Source organism: Stenotrophobium rhamnosiphilum, from assembly GCF_003052265.1.
GTDB lineage: Bacteria > Pseudomonadota > Gammaproteobacteria > Nevskiales > Nevskiaceae > Stenotrophobium > Stenotrophobium rhamnosiphilum.
Window position 1 is genome coordinate 135556 of the sequence record NZ_QANS01000006.1, and the last position, 21657, is coordinate 157212.

Sequence of the window (21657 nt, forward strand, 5' to 3'; positions counted from 1 at the left end):
GCGAGAACCGTAGTTTATGGCGGCCGATGATGAGAGTCCCTATTCCCTTATTAGACATGAATATCTAGACAAACCAAGGCCTCATCTAAACGGCTGATTGCACCTCGCCGCAACCGCGCCCACACTGGCTCAACAAATATTGGGGGATATCGCCATGCGTATTCATCTAGCTGTGCTGTGTGGTTTGAGTTTGTTGTTATCCGCTTGCGGCACTTCGTCGTCACCCGATGGCGCTGCACGAACTGGTGCAAAAGACGAATTCCCCAACGAACCTGAATTGAGCGTATCGCAAGAAGTGCTCGACGCGGCCTTGCATTGCACAGATTTCACGAATCCCGACAAACCCGCAGTGTTGCTGGTGCACGGCACGTTCACGGCTGGGCAAGAACAGTACGAGTGGAACTATCTGCCATTGCTGTCGGCGCGTGGCTTTGATGTTTGCGCGGTGACTTATCCAGACCGCGGTCTTGGTGATCAACAGATTTCAGCCGAGTACGTCGTCAACGCATTGCGCCGTATGCACGCGAGAACGCATCGCAAGGTGGCGATGATTGGTCACAGCCAGGGCGCTTCGATGCCACGCTGGGCGATCAAGTGGTGGCCTTCAGCACGCAATGCTATCGACGATTTTATTTTGCAAGCTGGCCCAAGCCATGGAACCGTGCTCGCTTCACCTGCAACACTGGCGCAGGATCTGGGCCTCGGGACATTGCCAGTGGGTTTTCTACCTGCAGGTTTCTACCAATTTGCGCCTGCTTCGCTGTTCATCAACGCGATCAATGCCGATGACGAAACGCCGGGCGATATCGATTACACCAGTATCTACACGCTCACCGACGAACTGGTGCAGCCCGCGATCCCAGTGCCCACGGCTGCGTTGGAATTCGGGCAGAACAATCCGCATGTGACCAATCTGCTGATTCAGGATCTCTGCCCCTTGCAGATCACCGACCACGTCACCATCGGCACCACTGATGTCGTCGCCTTTAAATTGGCACTCGATGCGATCACACATCCTGGCCCCGCAGACGTGCAACGCGCGGGCGGCGCAGCGATGTGCACCAACATCCCGATCATTCTCGATCCGGCGATCGCCAGTGCTGGCGTCAACGCGCTGCTGGCCATTTTGCAAAGCGACGTCGCCGCAGGCGTGCCGAACCCGCACCTGACCAACGCCGAACCGCCGCTCAAACCCTACGCACAGTGAGCACAAAGCCTTGCCCCTACGTGCATTGACCGTAGGGACAAGGCTCTACTGCATGCGGCCGATGTTGTAAGGTTCGGTTTCGGGCATTTTTACCCTATTGGAACCCCCTCTCCGACCTGCGTAAGCAGAAGCCCCTATGGCTTAGGGAGCGCGGACTTTAGCTATTACTCAGGATCAGCAATGAGCGACACAGCAGCATCTACTTTTGTCATCGTCGGCGCAGGCCAGGCTGGCGCAGAAACCGCAATTGAACTTCGCAAGCTCGGCCACACCGGCCGCGTCGTGTTGGTGGGTGAAGAAACGCACCCTCCGTACAAGCGCCCACCGCTGTCCAAGGGCTTCCTTGCTGGCAGCGTGACGCAGGAGCAGCTGTATGTGATGCCGCTCGCTGGCCTTGAAAAGAACAACATCGAATTCCGCAGCGGCACACGCGTGGACAAGATTGATCGCGCCGCCAAGACGATTCACTTTGCTGATGGCAGCTCGCTAGCTTATGACAAGCTCGCACTCACCACCGGCGGCCGTCCACGTTTGCTGTCGATGCCAAATGCCGACAAGGCCAATGTGTTTCCGGTTCGTTCGATCAACGACATCGAAGCGATGCGCCCACTGAGCGTTGAGGGCAAACGCGCCGTCATCATCGGCGGCGGCTTCATCGGTTTGGAAGCAGCGGCTGTTGCGATCAAACTTGGCCTCAAGGTCACCGTGCTTGAAGGCTTGCCACGAATTCTGGCTCGCGTCACGTCGCCAGAAGTGTCGACATTCTTCGAACGCATTCACCGCGAAGCCGGTGTTGATATGCGCACCGGCGTGCAGATTGTTTCACTGGATGGTGATGGCGCCATCACTCACGTCACGCTTGGCGACGGCAGCAAGATTGATGCGGACTTCGTCATCGCCGGCATTGGTCTGATCGCCAACACCGAACTCGCAGAAGCCGCAGGCCTCGCCGTCGACAACGGCATTGTCGTCGATGAGTTCTCGCGTACGTCTGACGAAAACATTTACGCCGCTGGTGATTGCAGCAATCACCCAAGTCCATTCCTCGGTCGTCGCGTACGTCTTGAATCCGTGCAAAACGCGATGGAACAAGGCCGCAACGTTGCACGCAACATGATGGGCAAGAACGAGGCCTACAACATGGTGCCTTGGTTCTGGTCCGATCAGTACGACTGCAAATTGCAGATGGTCGGCATCTCCACTGGCTACGACAAACTCGTATTGCGTGGCGATCCAACGACAGCACGCAGCTTCGCCGCGTTCTATCTCAAAGACGGCAAAGTCATTGCCGCTGATGCGGTTAGCAAAGCGCCTGAATTCATGTTTGCGAAGAAACTGGTAGCGATGGCCGCAGTGATCGATCCAGCGAAACTCGCTGACGAAAGCATTCCGATGAAAGACATCGTTCCAGCCGGATAAATAAATGTACTTACCCGGTTATCGCAAAATCGTAGTGCCGCAGGACCTCAGCGAAGTCACACGCATTGATCATGATGCTGAAGTAGATCCGGATAGCGTTGGCGTTCGCGCGGGCGGCATTGATCGCATCTGGACGTCGGTCGAAAATCTTTATCGCACGGGCCTGCAACCGGCGATCACGATTGTTGTTCGTCGCAAAGGTCAGATCGTGATGAAGCGCGCGATTGGCAACCTGCGCGGCAACGGCCCTGGCGAACGTGTTGATCGCCAAGTGCTGGAGCCAGATGCGCCGATCTGTTTGTTCTCTGCATCCAAAGCCATCACCGCACTGCTGATTCATAAGCTGGCCGAAGAAGGCAAACTGCATCTTGATGATCGTGTCTGCGAATACATTCCAGAATTCGCCGCACACGGCAAAGATCGCGTCACCATCCGCCAGTTGCTCGCGCATCGCGCAGGCATTCCGCAATTGCCACTGAGGCATGCGGACCCCAGCTTGCTGCGACATTGGGATGCGATGGTGTCGATGCTCAGCATGGCGCCACCGTTTGATCCACGCTTCGAGAAGCAGGCTTATCACGCGCTCACCGGAGGTTTCATCGTCGGTGAACTCGTGCGTCGCATCGGCAAGATTGAATTACCCGAAGCGTTGCAGAAGTGGATTGCAGAACCACTGAAACTTAAATCAGTGAGCTTTGGCCTGCCGCCAGAGCGTCGCGCAGAAGCGCCGCTCAACTATCTCACTGGCCCCAAACCCGTATGGCCGATCACCAGCATTTCCGAGCGGGTGTTGGGCGTAGATTTTGAACGCGCAGTGACTGCATCGAACGACGATGCGTTTCTCTCTGCGATTGTGCCTGCAGGCAATATGTATGCCTCAGCGGATGATGCGAGCCGCATCTTCCAGATGCTGCTCAATGGCGGTGAGTTGGACGGCCAACGCGTGTTGCGTCCAGAAACCGTTACCGAGGCGATTAAGCCTGTTGGCCGCATTCAATTCGACGGCATGCTCGGCATTCCCATTCGTTTCTCGCCGGCATTCATGCTCGGCGAAAATCCAGTTGGACTCTGGGGCCCAAACTGTCGTGAAGCTTTCGGTCACATCGGTTTCATGACTGTGCTGTGCTGGGCCGATCCACGCCGCGATATCTCTGTGGCGATTCTGAATAACGGCAAATCGGTGGCACCTTCTGCGCTGTTGCAAGTGGTCAAAATCGTTGGCTCTATCACGCGCGCCTGCGGCCCGGTTTAAGCCGTGCAGCAACAAAAAATGCTTCGCCTTTACGGCAAATAGCCGGCAATAAATCGACCGGCTTTTTGGCGTACAACAAATCCTAAGGTATTAATTTTTAAGACAATCATTCAGCCCCTATAGGCCGTCGTCTACGTAGATTGCACGGTCTTATGAACCAACATCGACGCCGTATGTACCTCATAAAAATAAAGGTCTACACTGGCATCAGCGGTCACTACCTCCAGTGATCGCATTCCTTGGGGGAATACCATGTTGAAAAAAATACTATTAGCAGGGACATCGTTGCTGCTCGCATTCGCAGCGAGCACAGCAACTGCAGGCTCATCGTCATATCCCGTCTTTCCGGTCACGGGTTCGATCAAAGTCGCGGGCTCAGAGTTGGTAAACCCGCAGAATCAAAATGGCGGCTCAAAAATCTTTAAAGATACCGGCGATGCCAAAACACTGATCGCCCTCGCCTTGGGTCGCGACCCTGATGTAAAACATGCAGACGCTAAAAATTATGTTCTCGGACTTGTCGACAGCGGAAACTGCAGTGCTGAACTTGTGGCTTGGGACAAAAGAGAAGGCGGTTCAGTCGCAGCAGAGATCGCGCTTCTTTCTGTCACCAACTGCGAAGGCGATACTATTGCGAGCGAGCCTGCCAGCGGCAAGAACGGCACTTACAAGGAACTGTTCACACTACACGTTCAGTTCATCGGCGCGGGCTCGAATAGCTGCGGCACGCTTGATACCAGCAAGATCTCTGGACAAGGCTTTGCTCTTGGCGAATACGTTGAGAAGATTACTAACAATGGCGAGGACTACACTTCTGTATCGCTGAATGCGACTGGCATCGTTGGAAATCTGGAAACGGATGACGAGGAGCCTTTGGTCATCACTGACGGCAGCTTCAAGGCCAACTTGGCACCAACCAAAAAGTTAGGCACGACCAGCAACACCTCTCTCGTTTTACTTTGCGACTAATCGTCGATTTATAAAAAAAGCCGGCCGAAAGGCCGGCTTTTCTTTTTGCGCTGGATGCCGGGCATACTGGCTCAACACGATTCATCACAGACTTAAAGAGAGACGCCGATGCTTGAGTCACCTCGTACTGCATTGCTCTGGCTAGTCGCGGGCTTGGCTGCCGGCACCTTGGGTGGATACTTTTGGGGAGCTGATGCTCAACCCACCCCGACAACAACAGGGCAAGAATCCTCCGCAGCAAACGTCGATCACATCGACCAGAAGCAAACTGTTGGCAACGAAACAAGTATTGCTGCAGCAATGCTAAACCCAACTGGTTTACGCCTAGTCGGCACGGTGGTGCAGCCAGAGCGCAGCAAATCCAAAGCTTGGTTGCTACAAGTGGGCACAGACACCACACAAAGCTACGCAGAAGGTGATGCACTGCCCGGCGGCTACCAATTGATTTCGATTGGAACAGAAGATTTGCAGGTCAGCAAAGACGGATATAAATTTTCCATCCACCGGGCCTCGTCTTCATCAGGCGAAAATACAAGCGCGCCCTGCCAAGCACTTGCACAGAACACACACAGCGGCATTACGCCTCCGAAAGCACAAAGCCATTCTGATCAGATCAAACGTAGTAGTGGCATTGCTGGCAAACGTCAGAGCGCTACAACTCAGAACTCTGCCGGCCAGAACGCTGCAGAACATCACGAAGAAAAAGTCCGCAAGACATTCAAGGGCTGGAGCAGCAAGACGGTCTTGGAAGGAGATGCAACGATTGATGCCAGAGATACATCGCCGGAATCGGCGACTGATAAGGACGATGCTTCTGATACAGCGCCTTGATAGAGCCCCACATCAATAATAAAAAGCCCGGCATTGCCGGGCTTTTTATTTCTGCGACTTTTGCTTACCCCGCTTTAGCTCGCGACTTTTTCTTTGCAGGTTCTGCACTCGCTTTAGGCGCTACAGGCGCAGGCCCACCAATGCCGACCGACTTCTCCAATTCAACCAACGCCTCCTGCGTATAAACTGCAAGACGCTGCAAACTTGGAATGGCTTCGCGGCAGCCGAGGAATCCGACGGCGACGCGATCTTTATAGCCGACGAGTGTGATGTTAAGCGCGTAGCCGTCGAACAGGAACGACACCGGATACATGGCTTCCAGCTCTGCGCCCATCAGGTACAGCGAATCCTTCGACAACACAACGTTCGAAATCACGAAGTTAAACATCGGCGGAATTTTTGGCAGCGTGCCGGTCATCTGTCCGAGCACGAATGGTGCGAGGCCCAGCAGCGCGAGTTGCGACAACGCAGCCGGTGGCATTTCCATCAACTCATCTTTGCTGCGCGTGGTGACGCGACTAATGCGTGCAACACGGTCGCTTGCCTCAGGCATTTCGGTGCCAACGGGCACAACAAATCCGGCGACGGCATTGCCGCCTTGATCAGGTGCGCGCATCAAGGCAACGGGCACTGAAGCCAGCAATGATTTTTCTGGCAACGCATTCTGTTCTTCGAGATAGCGACGAATCGCACCGCCACAGATCGCGAGCAGCACATCGTTGGCGCTGGAATTGCTCGCCTTTGCAACTGCTTTGATGCGGTTGAGATCAAGAATCTGCGTGCCAAGACGACGCTGCTGTGACACCGCAACATTGAACAAGCTGCGTGGCGTGGTGAGTGCTGCGCGCGTGCCGCTGTCTTCTCCGCGCGTCATTTTGTTGAGGCCGCGAATCAAATCACGCACGCCGCGTGCTTGTTCAGCGGCCACAGCTGCGGGACGCTGGAAACGTTGCAGCAATGTTTCGTTTTTAACTTCGACGGATTGCTCTGGCTTCATCGCCATGATCCACGGACCAATGCCGCTCTTGTCGTTGGGATCGCGTGACAGCCATTTCTGCACCATTTTCATCGCGCCCATGCCATCAATGGCGCAGTGGTGAGCTTTGAAATAAAGCGCGAAGCGGCGATTCTCCAAGCCTTCGATCAAATGGCATTCCCACAACGGGCGCGACAAATCGAGTGGATGCGAGTGCATGCGTGCAACCAACACGCCGAGTTCGCGTTCGCCGCCAGGAAATGGCAGCGCCGAATGGCGCATGTGATATTCCATGTCGACTTTGGTTTCGACCCAAGCCGGAGCGAAACGCGACAAGCGCGTGCGCGCGAGTCTGCAGTTGAACGGTGTCGGCATGAAGGGTTTGGAGCGCATCTGCTCCATCAGCTTGCGCACAAAATCTGGTGGCGCGTCATCCGGCAGTTTGAAAGTCATCATGGCGCCAACATGCATCGGCGTGCGTTTGGACTCCATGCGCAGAAATGCAGCGTCCAACGGGCTCAGGTAGTTCATTACTCTCCATCCATTTTTGTTTTGATTATCGTAATCGCGCATCCATTTAGCGCGCCGGGCTTCGATGGCCTCGTGACTACGTTGCCTGAATTCTAAATTGACTGCCAGCGGCGATGCATATGGAGCATCAAATCACATGCACATCGAACTACTCATTCGCATGCGATACAGCGTGCAACATATTTTTATATATTACTTTCATTTAATTATTAGTTGAATAAATTAAAACAATTTTATCTTGCCATTAAATGCAAATCGCGGCTCGAAAATCTCACGCCAAAAAATGCTCTCGCAACGAAGCATTTACGTCGCACATCATCACCCTTCTTGCCCTCTCTTGCTCTAGCGCTTGCTTCACTAATCAATTTGGGTGAGGCTTGGGCAAGGGCCGACCTCTAAGGTACGGTTGCAGCAATTTAAAACTATTACTGGGGAGAATGGATCAATGGCGATACGTCAGGAGAACAGCGGGCGTCAATTCCGCTGGACCAAGCGCGCAACAGGACTGGCTCTTGCAAGCCTTGCAGGACTGAGCAGCAATGCAAACGCTGGCTCGTTCGATTTCTTGGGCATCGATGGCACATGGTCACTGCAAGGCGCCTACGCCCTTGCCGTGCGTACCGAGAACCCCAGCGACGGCATCATCAATTCGCCTCCAGCCGCATCGATCCCTTTGCCCACGTACTTGAAGGTTCCCGAGTCGAATAACTACGACGACGGCGATCGCAGCTTCAAGCGATGGACCCCGGTGAATAACCGCGTCAGCGCGCTCGGTGAAATCCATCTCACCATGGACGAATACGACTTGGTCGTACGTGGCGATGCTTTCTACGACAACGTTTATCGCCGAGCAAACGACAACACGTCGCCTGACACGATCAACAAGTTTGGCCCCAATGGCGAGCAAGGCGGCCCGAACTCCGACTACAACCACTTCACCAAAGACGCCCGTAAATTTGACGGCATGCGCGGTCGCCTGCTCGACGCCTACGTCTCGGCGAACTGGCAGTTGGGCGATGAGTCCGCATTGAACGTTCGCGCTGGCCGCCACATTGCTGCTTGGGGCGAGAGTCTGTTCTTTAACGGTATCGCGCTGACACAATCGCCTGCCGACGCAACCAAAGCCACCGTGCCTGGCGCCGACGTTAAGAGCATCCTGTTGCCTGTCAACCAGATCTCGATGCAGCTCTCGGCGACCAACAAGCTGACCTTCCTCGGCCAATACAAGCTGGAATACAAGCCGACCGAATTGAACCCCGTCGGTGAATTCTTCTCGGTTGCCGACGTCGTCGGCCCGGGCCGTGAGTTCATCTACGGCATTTACAACCCGCTTTACCTCCCGGCGTATTCCAACGTCAATCTAGTTGGAAGTACACAACCAAACGGGCAAGCTGATACGGCCGCGTTGGTGCAACTGATTGATGGCTTCCTCAAGCAAAATGGCGCGCTTCCTACTAACAATCAGCTAACACCAGCATTGGAAACTGCGGTCAACGCCATCACGCAGACGGTCACCAACCTTGGTCTACCGCCAATCAACGTGCCGCTTGGCATATCGTCAGCGCTGTTGCCAACAAGCGTGATGCCGAAGTACGTCAATCCGTATTATGACGGCGAACTTCGTCCGAGCCGCTACGGTCAATACAGCGTCGGCATGAAGTACGCATTTACGCCTAGCACCACAGGCGGAATCTACTATCTGCGCTACCACGACACGACTCCGTCGCCCGTGCAGATCTACAGCACCGACAAGCCTGGTGAAAGCCCAGTGCTGTTGGCACTTCCAGGCGCCGCGCCGATCACCACGAATACCCTCGGCATCATTGTGCCGTACAAGTACAAGATCAAATATTTCGACGGCATCAAGATGCTTGCAACCAGCCTCTCGACCGAAATGTTCGGTGCCAACATTGGCGCGGAATTGATTTATCGCGATGGCGTGCCTTTGCTGGTCAACGTTGACGGCGGCATCACCGGCCCGATTCCAACACCTTCACGCGGCCGCATCGGCCAGTTCGATATCAACGCGCTCTACATCTTCGGCAATACCGACTGGTACGACTCAATCACCCTCGTGGCAGATATCGGCGGCAATAAGGTATTCAGTGTTGACGGCGTCCAAAGCGTCTCCAACCCTGACCACCCAACCAGCACCGAGTTGAAGTACGACTCTTCGACCTGGGGCTATAGCTTCCTGTGGTTCATCGACCGCAAGAACGTGTTCGACGGTTGGGATCTGCAGGTTCCGATGACCTTTGCTGGCATCGTTCGCGGTCACGGTTCGTTCCTGTCAGGCATGGGCGCATTGATGGGTCCGAACGATCGTCGCGCCAGCGTTGGCGTGAACTTCACCCGCTTGCAGGCTCTGCAGTTGGGCATCAGCTATAGCGCTTACCTTGGTAGCCCGGACTTCACCGATCGTCCTTATCAGGATCGCGATAATCTCGGCATCACCGTTAAATACAGCTTCTGACCTAAATACGCCGGCGGCGACATTGCTCGCCGCCGGCAGGATTCTTGTTGATCCGGCACACTAAGCCGTGAACCTCAAGGTAATGCAGCGATTCGAGTGTGCCGGATCAACAACAAAACATTGTTCTTTTTTGTTGAGGCGGCCGGACACTCCTTGAAAATTCGCGCAGGATTTAAAGACTCTTCCGGATTCGCTTAACAACTTAATGCCGCCTCAACAATGACCGATACCACCACCGCCTTTGATCCCACTGAGTTCCGCAAGGCGCTAGGTGCATTCGCCACCGGCGTAACCATCATCACCACCCGCACGGCTGATGGCACACCGCTTGGCCTTACTGCTAACAGCTTCAACTCTGTCTCACTGAATCCACCGCTCGTGCTGTGGAGTCTGGCGAATACCTCAGGAAATCTAGAAGCGTTTAAAGCGGCACCGAATTGGGCCGTGCACGTTCTAGCTTCAGATCAGGAAGCACTCTCCGGTCGCTTTGCCCGTCGCGGCGAAGACAAATTTGCTGGCATCGATGTCGATACCGGCGCAGGCGGCATTCCATTGCTGCGCGGCTGCACTGCACGCTTCCAATGCAAAACCGCATTCCAGTACGAAGGCGGAGACCACATCATCTTCGTCGGCGAAGTCGTTGCGTTTGATCGCGCTGACAGCTCACCACTGGTGTTTCACGGCGGCAAATATGCACACGCTGCACATCGCGATGCTGGCGCCAAACCACGTAACCCGTACTTGGCAGGCGGCTTCAGCGAAGATTTTCTCGGCTATTTACTCGGCCGCAGTCACTTCCAATTCTTTGGCCAGATCCGCCCGCTGCTCGCAGCGCAAAATCTGACTGACGAAGAGTTCTACATTCTCTCGGCACTGACGCTGAAAGAAGTCGTCACCGCTGACCAGATGCATGAAGGCATGTCCAACGTCATCGACGAGAACGGCAGCACCGCAATCGAAGCACTGGTTTTGCGTGGCCTCGTTCGCAATGTGTTCGACATCAACGGCAAATCCGCGTATCAGCTCACCGCTGATGGCAGCGCCTGTGCGCTGAGCCTCATCACCGCTGCGAAGTCTATTGAATCGCAGTTGCTGGCAAAGCTTGGTGACGGCGAAGCTGCCGTTCTCAAGTCGCTACTGAATCGCCTGCTGAATTCGATTGATCCCAACGCGAACTCGCTCTGGCATCAGTCTGGTATTTAAGCTTTAAGTATTTAAAGAGGCGCTGCACGGAAATGTGCAGCGCCTTTTTTATTGCCCGTAATTCCGAACGCCGCGTGCGCACAGCGCACCCTATACATCGCTTTTTCGAATGTGCCGCCGAGAACCAATCATTCGCACATATGCGGAGGTCGACACTTTTTCTCTCATGCAAAAATTAGCTAGTCGCCGTATCAGGCCTATTCGTCATCACAGCACAAGTGGATTGAGGTGCTTTCTTTGGTTACTTTCTTTGCACCAGCAAAGAAAGTAACCCGCACCACAGTGCGGAACACGCCATCTCAATCAGAACAGGCAGTAGCCCGCGAAGCGCGTAAAAAGCTTACCCCTCACCCTCGATCCCTCTCCCCATAAAAAGCATGGAGAGAGGGAAGACAAGAAGAGCGGGAATGACAAACAAAAACAAAAGGCGCTGCACATTACGTGCAGCGCCTTTTTACTCCACCAAAGAACGACTATTTGCCTTTGAGCTTAGCCGTAATCTTAATAATGCCGTTGATCAAATTGATCACGCCATTAGGCACTTTGATTTCCTTACCCAACATCTGCGCAATCATGCCTTTGTACTTCTCTGAGTACGGAGGGAACATGATGTTCGGATCACCTGCCGGGTACTGATCTTCCACGACGCCACGCGTGTTCGAACATTCCAAGAAGGTGTAACGACCACCGATGCGGCCGATACCACTGGCGTTAACGCCGCCAAACGGGAAGTGCGCGTTGGTGCCCGACTGAACCAAGTTGTGATTCACAACCGTGCTGCCTGAGGTGGTGCGTGCGAGGAAGAAATCAATCGCTGCGCGATCTTTTGCGAAGATGTACGAGCCCAGTGGCTTCGGACGACGACGGATCGTGGTGATCGCCTGCTCGCGCTGGCTGAAAGGCACGATGCAAATGATTGGCCCAAAAATTTCCTCGGTCATGATACGCATGTCTTCGGTCACGCCGCTGAGAATCGTCGGCGAGATGAACAGATCTGCTGCATCAAACTCACCACCATGCTCAAGCTTGGCGCCCTTGGCGACTGCGTCATCGAACAGCGCTTTGATGCGCTCGAAGTGACGGATGTTGACGATGCGTGGAACGTCGGCCGATTTGTTGTAGCCCTTGCCGTCCGGGTTGTACATCGACGTCATCGACTTGCCGAGTTCGCTGATGAACTCTTTGACGACGCTGTCGTGCACCAGTGCGTAATCCGGTGCGAGACAAACCTGACCGGCGTTGGCGACACGGCCCCAAGCGATCTTGCGACCGGCTTCGGCGATATCCGCAGTCTGATCAACGATGACTGGATTCTTGCCGCCCATCTCCAGCGTTACCGTTGCGAAGTGTTCCGCAGCAGCGCGCATGATGATGCGGCCAACACCATGACCGCCGACATAGAAGATGTGATTGAACGGCAGCTTCAGCAGTTCGGCCGAAACTTCGGCGCCGCCGTTGAGCACAACAAATTCGTCATCCTTCAAAACTTTTTCGACGATGTCGGCAATCACCTGTGCCGAATGCGGCGCGAGTTCCGAAGGCTTGAGCACGAAAGTGCAACCGGCCGCCATGGCGCCGAAGGCCAACACGAAGGCTTCAGCAATTGGCGCATTCCACGTTGAAACGTGCAGCACCATGCCTTTGGGTTCGTAGCGAACGTAGCTCTTCTTGCCGAGCGTCATCAGCGTTCCCTGGATCGGCTGATCAGCCATCCATGATTCGAGATGACGTGCGATGAACTCAGCTTCGCCCTTGACCATCAACAGCTGTGCGTCGAGGTCGGTCGGGTTGAGGCGCAGTTCTTTGTAACCGGCTTCGAGAATCGCCGGACGCGCATCCATAATCGCCTTCAGCAAGGCGCGAATTTTGTCGGCGCGCTGCGCGGCAGTGGTCAGCGCAAGTTCATGCGATTTGATTTTCTGGCGATCAAACAACTCGCCATAGATATTTGCTTCCTTGAGGACGGCATTCATGTTCATGGATCCTTAGGCTTTGTACTTGGGGATTTTAAAGGTCATGCGGATCATGCTTTCCAGCTGGCTGTCGGACAACAAGCGGCGCATCAGGCCCATGGGCTTCACGTCTTTGCCGAGGTATTCCATCGGCTTCCACTTTTTCTTGGCAAGAATTTCCAGCGTGCCTTCGAGTGCTTGTTCTGGCGTGCTGCCAGTTTTTTCCAGCATGTCGGGCAACACTTTCATCATCACGTCGCCAAGGAACGGCTCATAAATCTTGCGTACCGCCTCAGGCTGTTCGCCCCAGGTTTTTTTAGTGTTCTCATGCGCGTTAGCCGACATCGCGGTGAGCACGCCACCAGGAATGATCGAAGTAACCTGAATGCCCAAAGGACCCAGTTCGTGACGCAGCGTCAGCGTCATGCCGTGAATCGCGTGCTTGGTCATGTTGTAGACGCCAGCGCCGACTGGGTTGGCGAGAATCGCGCCCGAGCTGTAGTTGGCAATACGTGCGCCTGCGCCTGCTTTGCGAACCATCGGCAAGAAAGCCTGAATCACGCGCAACTGACCAAACAGATTGATCTGGAACAGACGCTCGGCCTGTGCGAGGTTGGCGCCTTCAAGAACGCCGACAGCAATGTTGGCAACACCAGCAACGTTCATCAACAGATCAATGCCGCCACCGTTGAGCGCCTGCGCCACAACTTCTGCGCTCTTGTTGACGGACTCGGTGTTCGAAACGTCTTGATCAACGACCACAACGTTGCCGCCGGTCTTCAGATCAGTCGGCGCGCCAGGCAGCACGCCAGCGAATACGCGCCAGCCCTGCGATGACAGCGACTTAACCAACAGGTTGGCTTGGCCAACATTGGCGCCGGTGATGAATGCCGTTTTCATTGCAAATTCCCCATGTATTTTTCTGAGTCTGTGTCGACTCTGGTTTCATAAACTACGTGCCCGGCATAAGCCGGGCACGGAGACATCATTCAAACAATGCAGCGCGGATTAGTGACCGCCGCGTGCCGCTGCATCCGGGCTGAACAGAGCCGGAGTAATTTTCGTGCTGTTCAGATCCCACCACTTGTTGCCAGCCTCGTTGGTCAGGTAGCCAGCTTCGTATGCGTTGGCAGTCAGATCGTTATAGATCGACGCGCCGCGGTGATACGACAGCGACTGCTGCGAGTAGTGATAGGTGATCGTGGTCGTGCGCCACAGCTGACCACGTGCGTCGTAGTTGTCAGCAGCCAGCGTGAGCCAGGTGTCTTCGTCGATGTACAGCGTGCGCTTCTTGTAGATGTGGCGAACGCCAGACTTGAGCGTGCCTTCCAACACCCAGACGCGATGCATTTCATAACGCAGGTAGTCAGGGTTAACGTTGTTTGGCTTGATCAGATCTTTGTACTTAACTGCAGGATCGTTGACCTTGAAGTTGTTGTACGGAACATAGAGTTCTTTCTTGCCGACCAGCTTCCAGGTGTAACGCTCTGGCGAACCGTTGAAGCCGTAGTCGTCATCCACCGTACGCAGACCTGCTGGTGGAACCGGGTAGTCAAAGCCAACTTCTGGCGCCTGACGTACGCGACGGATGCCCGGCTGATACTGCCAAGACTGCGTGGAGTCTTTGGTGAAATCGTTAGGCTGGAAACCAACAGCTACGAAGCCCTTATCGCGCTCTGGCAGATAGTAGGCGGTGTAGAAGTAAGCGTTGATCTTGTCCTGATACGAGCCGCGTTTTTTCGGATCGTTAGCCAATGCCATCGTCATGAAGTGCTGTTTGCCCCAAGCGATGTTGCCGCTGGCGTAAACGTCGGCGATATCAACAACGCCGTTTTCGTTCCATGCGCGATAAGGATCAATTGCGTTCCAGATCGCTTCCAGACCGGTCGTCGGGAATGGGAATGGAATGCCGCCGGTGGTGCCAGTAACGCCGAGTCCGTCATGTACAACTTCGGATTCTGCGCCGTTCTTTTTAACAACACCGCAAACCCAATCCGGCACGCGGAAATCGCGGCGGCTAGGATAGACGTTCATGTAGAACGTGGTGGGATACTTCTTCAGCATGGCCTTCTGGCCATCGGTCAGCTTCGCAGCGTACTGCGCAGCATTGGCGGAAGTGATTTTAAGAATTGGCTTTTCATCGGCGTAAGGGCCGGGCTCGAAGCCAGACTTGCCCTTCATGCCAGGCCAGGATTCCAGCCACTTGCCGGTGTACTCAGCCACGCCTGATGCAGTGCCTGCTTTTTCTGCGCCAATGCAGGTGTACTTGGGGCCGCCTAATTCAGCAACCTTATCCGCAGGCGCTTTAGCCTGAACAGAGAAAGGCAGCGCACCAACAAATAAACATGACGCTAGAACAACCTTGAGCTTCATTGCGATCTCCTCACGACATCGGACGTTCGTTGTTTCTGGTCTCAAACGGACCTTTATTCGGGAAGACTCGTAAGTCTTCCCATGGCTTTCCCGCCAACCGCTTTCGCACGATAGCGAAGCCCAGATTTGTTGCACAGCAAACCGGGCCGAAAACGGCAGCACTCCATGGTAAAGCAGAGGGAGCCCGGTGCCTCGTCCAAACCGATTATATGTACAGGAAATACGGCGCCTCCGCGGACCAAGAATGGGGTTCTTTCCCCAAACATTGACCTCAGAAAAGCCGCCGTCGTTCCCTGTGCTACCGCTTAATCCAAATACTTTACTCAGCGTAAACCTCAAAGGACTCCTTAGGCGAACCGCACTCTGGGCAGGTCCATTCTTCAGGCAGGTCCGCAAAGGTAGTCCCCGCCGCAATCCCTGCCGCTGGGATGCCAACAGCTTCGTCATAGATGTAGCCACAGATAACGCAGATCCACTTTTGCATTGTTCTACTTTCCCTATCTAGGTAATTTAAAGCCTCCGGCCCGCCATCCATGGCAGGCCTTTGGCTCCGCCACGAACCGAAGCTCGTGTTGATGCGGAACTATTGCTGCATCATTCCTTTGACACAGCACTTCAAACTTCTATACGGCTGCTTATGCTTTTGTAGGAGCGCCTTTTAGGCGCGATAGCTCCATCGCGCCTAAGAGGCGCTCCTACATTAATGCGCAGCTTTCACATTCGTCTTCACGCGCAACTTATTAATGCGCCGCGCGTTGTGGTGGGTGTATTCGTAATCGATATCTCCAGTGCCGTTAACCAATTCGGCATTAGGAAATCGTTTAATAAATTCTTTGAGCATGAGCATGCCCTGCACGCGCACCAGATACGTGCCGATGCAGAAATGCGCGCCCGCGCCAAACACGAGGTTGCCGTCCATGCGGCGCGTGATGTCGAGCTTGGTGGGCTCTGGCCATTTCACCGGGTCATGCCACGCGGCGCTGATGTTGACGCCGATCGCTTGGCCTTTCTTGATGAATTGACCTTCGAACTCGGTGTCGTCCGTCGCAAAACGGAAGAAAGGCATCTTGCCGAACGAGCCATAGCGCAACAATTCGATCAGCGCGTTTTCCATCAACTCTGGTTTTTGCTTGAGCAATTCAAATTGATCTGGATTGGTCAGCAAGCCGTGAATCAAGAAGGTGTGCAGATCGGTGGCGGTATCTGAGCCTGCGGTGATCAGTGCAAACAACACTGAAAGAATTTCGTGATCGTCGAGCTTCTCGCCGTTGTCGTTAGCGCCAACCAAACTGCCCAGAAAATCTTCGCCCGGATTCTCGCGTGCACGGCGCTCATGAATCAGGTCTTTGAAATACGCAAAGCCGGGCAGCGTTCCTTGCACGGAGGCTTCACGCTCTTTGGCCGATAAATTGATACGCGTCGCTTTGATGATGTTGACGGCAAAGTCGTGAAAGAAGTCTTCTTTGTCCGTCGGCACTCCAACCATGCGCGCAATCGAGCGCACGGGAATTTTGCTGGCGAGCGCTTCGTAAACATCAAACTCTTGCACGTTGCCAATATCGTTAAAGCAATTCTCGACGAGGTCATGAATCTTGGCGTCGATCTTCATCATCACCGGCCTGGCAAATGCAGGCATCGTGAGCTTGCGCAGACGCAAATGCTCTTTGTTAGTGACGGCAAAAAAACCTTTCTCGAAAGAAAGATCAAAGTCGTTTTTATCCGCCTCTGCCTTCGACGGCGGTGCAAACTCCCAAGCGCGGAAGTTGGGCGTGAAGCGATTGTCCTTCAGCACTTTGTCGCAAAGCTCGTGCGTGTTGACCAACCACATCTGCAAATCTTTATGCCAAGCGATGGGGTAATCGCGCATCAGCGTTTGCCACGCCGGATCAGGATCGCGAATGAAATCTTTTGAATACGGATTAAAGACCAGCCCATTGATCTCGACACGACCGGCAACTGCGGATGCTGTGCTCATGTGCGTCTCCTTCGCTTGATCGCGTCTTAAACAGCAGCGCGGTTGTTCAATAACTTTACGTGCGCAGTTCGCGCAGGCAGTTGTTCGCCGCGCGCGGCCGCAATGCCGGTGAGCAATGCGTACAGCGAAGGCAACCAAGGAATCGGATCAATATTGAGCGTTGCCGGTAGCACGCGGCGAATTTGTGTCAGCTCGGCTTCATCACGCTCTGCGAGTGTGCGACGCATAGATTCACTCCAAGGCTTGCCTGCGGCCTTGCTAGCTTTGAGACCAATCGCACCGGCGGCCGCGCCGATGCTGATCATGCCGATGGTGTGAAACAGCTGCACACCTTCCAGCTCGCTAAATCCATGCTGACAAATAGCGCTGAGAAATGGCTCCAGCACATCCACTTCTGCATGCGGGCCGAGCTCGCCTTTCAGCAGTTGATTGATCAGCTGCGGCTCTGAGACAAACGCTGCGTACAAACTCTCGGCATAACGCACAGCAAGATCAGACCAATGCGCGTTAGCAGCGGTGGGCAGTTGCCGTTGAAGCGTGAGTTGAAAAGCCGCGAGTCGCAGCAACTCATCGCGATTATTCACATGGCGATAAAGCGTGGCCTGCGCCACACCGAGTTGATCCGCAATTTGTTTGAGCGTGACTTTTTCGAGGCCGATTTCCAGCGCCGCGGCGACAATCGCTTGCACCGTCACACTCGGTGGACGCCCCACGCGCGACGCGCCCGCTTTTGCGGGTCCGGCGGCTGCGTTATTTGCGTCTGCGCTCATGACGGCCTCATCGTAAAGACTGCTGATTAGAGTTTTGCAAAACCATTCTCGTAACTCTTACTCCAGTCAGACGAGCCCGGCAATAGCCCTATGAAATTGCACCCGAATTCGCCTTGTTCCAACGCAGCTGACGGTCATGCATGGCCAAGAACAGCGCAATGCCAAAGGCATAGCTGGTCAACAGGCTCATCACGAAATACATCCATGAGTGGCGCAGGCCACTGCGGCGGCCTTCGATAATCGTCCACATCGGGAACAGAATCAGATTGGCGATGATCAGGTCCTGACCGCCAGAAGCGGAGGCCGGATTCACGAACAGCAGCTTGGTCCAATGCCACCAGCCGATTTCTGCGGCGTACTCACGGAAATAGGCGAAGTTGAAATACCAGCCAATCACCAAGGCTGCGAGCGCGATGACGTAATAAATTACTTCGAGCCCACTGGTGCCAACACTAGCTCCGGCGCTGCGATACAAATGCGCATTGCAGACGTAAATGAGTGCGACGCTGAGCAGGCCAATGGCCATGTAAAACAGTTCTAAACCTGTGAACGGCATGCTGACTCCCCCTTGTTATGGTTTGACACATCAAGCAGCGGTGAAACGTCTATGCGTTTCTAATCGCTGCTTACCGATGATAAGCGTCTTTGAACGAGGGAGCCTGTGCGCGATCAGTCGCGATTACGAAACGCCCTAATCCAAAAACTCACGCCCACTAAACCGAAGAACCAAGACCACAGCGGAATGCCCGCGGCGAGCACTGGGCGATAACCATCGAGCCCAAACATCAGCGTCGCGCTGATCACACAGGCACCACCGGCGACGGCGTAGATGCTGCGTCGATTCGCGCGGCGTACTTCTTCTTGCAGATCGAGCAGCATGCGGCGATTGCTACCACCGCCCAAACCATTGCCACGCTCAATCTGACGCAGTGCGTGATGCGCGAGTTGCGGCAATGTGTCTGCGAGTGCAGGGAATCCAGCGCGCGCTTTTTCAAGCATCGCAGCAGGTCCAAGACGATTGCGCATCCACTCTTCCATGATTGGCTTGGCGGTTTTCCACAGATCAAGTTCGTCATAAAGCTGACGGCCAAGGCCTTCAATATTGAGTAGCGTTTTTTGCAACAAGACCAACTGCGGCTGCACTTGGTAATTGAAGCGGCGCGCGACCTGGAACAGGCGCAGCAGGAAGAAGCCAAAAGAAATATCTTTGAGCGGACGCTGGAAGATCGGCTCGCAAATCGTGCGGATCGCTGCTTCGAATTCTTCAACGCGAGTGCCTTCTGGCAACCACTCACTCTCGACGTGCAGCTCTGCAACGCGGCGATAGTCGCGATTGAAGAAGGCGAGGAAGTTTTCTGCGAGATAACGCTGATCGCTCGGCGTGAGCATGCCGACGATGCCGAAGTCGACAGCCAGATAACTCGGCTTCTTCACATCGGTTGCGTCAACAAAGATGTTGCCGGGATGCATATCCGCGTGGAAAAAATTATCACGGAAAGTTTGCTTGAAGAAAATTTCAACGCCGCGTTCAGCCAGCACTTTGAAATCCACACCCATCGCGCGCAGGCGATCGAGTTCACGAATAGAAATGCCGTAGATACGCTCCATCACCATCACGTTGGGGCGCGTGTAATCCCACAACACAACCGGGTGATAGATCAGCTCAGAACCGAGCCAGTTACGACGCAGCAACGAAGCATTCGCGCCTTCGCGCATCAAATCGAGTTCGTCGAAAATAACTTTTTCGTACTCGGCAACAATCGCACGCGGGCGAATGCGGCGTGCGTCTTCCGAGAATTTTTCAGCGAGATCAGCAAGCGTGTGCAACAACTGCATGTCGCTGCGGATTACATGCTCAATGCCGGGGCGCAGAACTTTGACGACAACTGCGAGGCCCGGATCGTTAGGGCCTTGCGGCTTCAGGCGCGCAGCGTGAACTTGAGCAACAGAGGCCGACGCCATCGGCACCGTCTCGAACTCTTCAAACATTTCGCTGATCGGCTTGCCGAGCGATTGCTCGATGATCACGCGTGCTTCTTCGCCGGGGAACGGCGGCACTTGATCTTGCAGCTTGGCCAGCTCGTTCGCGATGTCGGCAGGAATAACATCCGGACGCGTTGATAGCGCCTGACCGAGTTTTACGAATACCGGGCCAAGTTCCGTCAGCGCCAAACGCAAACGCTCGCCACGCGGGCGATCATGTTTGCCCGGCTCACGGCCGAAGAATTCCATCAGGCCGTATTTGCGAACGGTGCGATGAATTTGCCAGACGCGGCGCATGCGCCCAATCGAGAGCTTCGAATCTGCGCTCATGAACCCTGCTCCAACTTGTCGATGCGCGCTTCAAAACGATCAACGCGTTCACGCAGAAGATCGACGTTGTCCATCCATTCTGCTGCGTCGCTCCCGCGTGCGAGATCGCGCGTTTCTTCGCGCAGATATTCCGCCGTGTCCAAGCTCAACGTGCTGGCGGTGTTACGCCCCCAGCCCATAAATTTTTGCAGGCCTTGATGGAGGCGATGTGCTGCGCTGCCACCAAAGAATTTGGCCAACAGTTCTTCTGGATCAAAACCTACTTTTGCGAGCAGCTTGTTAAAGCGCACCAGCAGTTCGGCATCGCCATCCACATCAATGCCCGAAGGAATGCCGCCTGCACCACCAGCGGTTTTCCAAGCAAGGCGCAGCAAGGTTGTCGGTTGGCCACTGACCGTGACGTCTGCTTCGGTTTCGATATCTGACAACACGCGCACACCGCCACCGTGGAATTCGATATGGAAAGTCCAACCCATGCCGAGTGCACGCAACGCGATACTGCGACCAGAGAGAGCGCCGCATTCTGCGAGCACTTCAGGCTCTAGCGAGAGATAACGATTCAGCGCCACTTCAAGCGTGGCGCAAAGCAGCGCAGGTGCACTCACAGTTTGAATCCGCGATGCACAGCGACGATGCCACCCGTGAGGTTATAAACCTGCACACGCGATAAGCCCGCGCCTTCCATCATGCCCTTCAGCGTTTGCTGATCAGGGTGCATGCGAATGGATTCTGCGAGGTAGCGATACGAGTCCGCATCGTTAGCGACAAGCTTGCCCATCAGCGGCAGAAACTTGAAGGAATATTGATCATAGAGTTTTGCCAACGGCGCGCTGAGTGGCTTGGAGAATTCCAGCACCAGCAAACGACCACCGGGCTTGAGGCAATGCGTCATCGAACGCAGCGCGGCATCTTTGTCGGTGACGTTACGCAGACCAAAACCAATCGTGATGAGATCGAAGGTGTCATCAGGGAACGGTACTTTCTCAGCATTGAGTTGAGTCACCGGCACATTGACGATGCCCTTGTCGGCCAAACGCGAACGACCTTCGCCGAGCATGGCGGCGTTGATGTCGGACAGCACCACCAAGCCTTTCGGGCCTGCGGCTTTGCTGAACTCGCGTGCGAGGTCGCCGGTGCCGCCCGCAACGTCGAGCACTTTCTCGCCGGGACGCACAGCGGCCAGATCGATCGCAAAGCGTTTCCAGATGCGATGAATGCCCATCGACATGACGTCGTTCATCACATCGTATTTGGCGGCGACCGAGGTGAAGACTCCGGCGACGCGCTTCTGCTTGTCGCTGACGGGGACTTCTTCGAAGCCGAAATGGGTGTAACCAGATTTGTTATCGCGCGACATGGGAGCCTTCCTGCTGATACCGCACATTGTAAGGCCTGCGGGCAATAAACGGCCGG

The 21657-nt window shown here is 54.7% G+C and carries 18 protein-coding genes; 7 read left to right on the forward strand and 11 right to left on the reverse strand.

Annotated elements, in window-relative coordinates; translation table 11 throughout:
* Positions 1 to 154: 154 nt before the first annotated feature.
* The 5 genes from CJD38_RS15490 (at position 155) to CJD38_RS15510 (ending at position 5678) form a co-directional block, all read left to right on the forward strand.
* Entirely contained in the window at positions 155 to 1207 is a 1053-nt protein-coding gene (locus tag CJD38_RS15490) for an esterase/lipase family protein (protein WP_107941285.1), read from the forward strand.
* Positions 1208 to 1387: 180 nt separating this feature from the next.
* The gene (locus CJD38_RS15495; protein WP_107941286.1) at positions 1388 to 2626 is read left to right on the forward strand and encodes an NAD(P)/FAD-dependent oxidoreductase; all 1239 of its coding nucleotides are present in this window, start codon (positions 1388 to 1390) and stop codon (positions 2624 to 2626) included.
* A 4-nt stretch (positions 2627 to 2630) separates the two neighbouring features.
* Complete coding sequence (locus CJD38_RS15500; protein WP_107941287.1) at positions 2631 to 3878, forward strand: serine hydrolase domain-containing protein; 1248 nt, start codon at positions 2631 to 2633, stop codon at positions 3876 to 3878.
* A 252-nt stretch (positions 3879 to 4130) separates the two neighbouring features.
* Positions 4131 to 4847 carry a hypothetical protein gene (locus CJD38_RS15505; protein ID WP_146166004.1) on the forward strand — a complete coding sequence of 239 codons (717 nt, stop codon included), beginning with the start codon at positions 4131 to 4133 and terminating at the stop codon, positions 4845 to 4847.
* Between the two features lie 108 nt (positions 4848 to 4955).
* The gene (locus tag CJD38_RS15510) at positions 4956 to 5678 is read left to right on the forward strand and encodes a hypothetical protein (protein WP_107941289.1); all 723 of its coding nucleotides are present in this window, start codon (positions 4956 to 4958) and stop codon (positions 5676 to 5678) included.
* 64 nt (positions 5679 to 5742) lie between these two features.
* Here CJD38_RS15510 and CJD38_RS15515 read toward each other — a convergent pair whose 3' ends face one another.
* Positions 5743 to 7185, reverse strand: a complete 1443-nt coding sequence (locus CJD38_RS15515; RefSeq protein WP_107941290.1) for a WS/DGAT/MGAT family O-acyltransferase — start codon at positions 7183 to 7185, stop codon at positions 5743 to 5745.
* 445 nt (positions 7186 to 7630) lie between these two features.
* Here CJD38_RS15515 and CJD38_RS15520 point away from each other — a divergent pair, with 445 nt between their 5' ends.
* Entirely contained in the window at positions 7631 to 9658 is a 2028-nt protein-coding gene (locus tag CJD38_RS15520) for a DUF1302 domain-containing protein (protein WP_107941291.1), read from the forward strand.
* A 219-nt stretch (positions 9659 to 9877) separates the two neighbouring features.
* A complete protein-coding gene (locus tag CJD38_RS15525) occupies positions 9878 to 10861 on the forward strand; it encodes a flavin reductase family protein (RefSeq protein ID WP_107941292.1) in 984 nt (327 codons plus the stop codon).
* Between the two features lie 473 nt (positions 10862 to 11334).
* On the opposite strand, the gene CJD38_RS15530 is transcribed toward CJD38_RS15525, so the two are convergent.
* The 10 genes from CJD38_RS15530 to ubiE form a co-directional block, all read right to left on the reverse strand.
* Positions 11335 to 12834, reverse strand: coding sequence for an aldehyde dehydrogenase family protein (locus CJD38_RS15530; protein ID WP_240783663.1), 1500 nt, complete (start codon positions 12832 to 12834; stop codon positions 11335 to 11337).
* Between the two features lie 12 nt (positions 12835 to 12846).
* Positions 12847 to 13713, reverse strand: a complete 867-nt coding sequence (locus CJD38_RS15535) for an SDR family NAD(P)-dependent oxidoreductase (protein ID WP_107941294.1) — start codon at positions 13711 to 13713, stop codon at positions 12847 to 12849.
* Positions 13714 to 13821: 108 nt separating this feature from the next.
* A complete protein-coding gene (locus tag CJD38_RS15540; protein ID WP_107941295.1) occupies positions 13822 to 15186 on the reverse strand; it encodes a DUF1329 domain-containing protein in 1365 nt (454 codons plus the stop codon).
* Positions 15187 to 15505: 319 nt separating this feature from the next.
* Positions 15506 to 15670: a rubredoxin gene (locus CJD38_RS15545; protein ID WP_107941349.1), complete on the reverse strand. Its 165-nt coding sequence runs from the start codon at positions 15668 to 15670 to the stop codon at positions 15506 to 15508.
* 216 nt (positions 15671 to 15886) lie between these two features.
* Positions 15887 to 17161 carry a cytochrome P450 gene (locus CJD38_RS15550; protein WP_107941296.1) on the reverse strand — a complete coding sequence of 425 codons (1275 nt, stop codon included), beginning with the start codon at positions 17159 to 17161 and terminating at the stop codon, positions 15887 to 15889.
* 26 nt (positions 17162 to 17187) lie between these two features.
* Positions 17188 to 17931: a TetR family transcriptional regulator gene (locus tag CJD38_RS15555; protein ID WP_107941297.1), complete on the reverse strand. Its 744-nt coding sequence runs from the start codon at positions 17929 to 17931 to the stop codon at positions 17188 to 17190.
* Between the two features lie 88 nt (positions 17932 to 18019).
* A complete protein-coding gene (locus CJD38_RS15560; protein ID WP_107941298.1) occupies positions 18020 to 18487 on the reverse strand; it encodes a DUF2834 domain-containing protein in 468 nt (155 codons plus the stop codon).
* Between the two features lie 113 nt (positions 18488 to 18600).
* On the reverse strand, positions 18601 to 20244 hold the full coding sequence (gene ubiB, locus CJD38_RS15565; protein WP_107941299.1) for a ubiquinone biosynthesis regulatory protein kinase UbiB: 1644 nt from the start codon (positions 20242 to 20244) through the stop codon (positions 18601 to 18603).
* Positions 20241 to 20849, reverse strand: coding sequence for a ubiquinone biosynthesis accessory factor UbiJ (locus CJD38_RS15570; RefSeq protein WP_161554265.1), 609 nt, complete (start codon positions 20847 to 20849; stop codon positions 20241 to 20243). The genes ubiB and CJD38_RS15570 overlap by 4 nt, the downstream gene beginning before the upstream one ends.
* Positions 20846 to 21601: a bifunctional demethylmenaquinone methyltransferase/2-methoxy-6-polyprenyl-1,4-benzoquinol methylase UbiE gene (gene ubiE, locus CJD38_RS15575; RefSeq protein ID WP_107941301.1), complete on the reverse strand. Its 756-nt coding sequence runs from the start codon at positions 21599 to 21601 to the stop codon at positions 20846 to 20848. Before ubiE ends, CJD38_RS15570 begins: the two co-directional genes overlap by 4 nt.
* Positions 21602 to 21657: the final 56 nt, after the last annotated feature.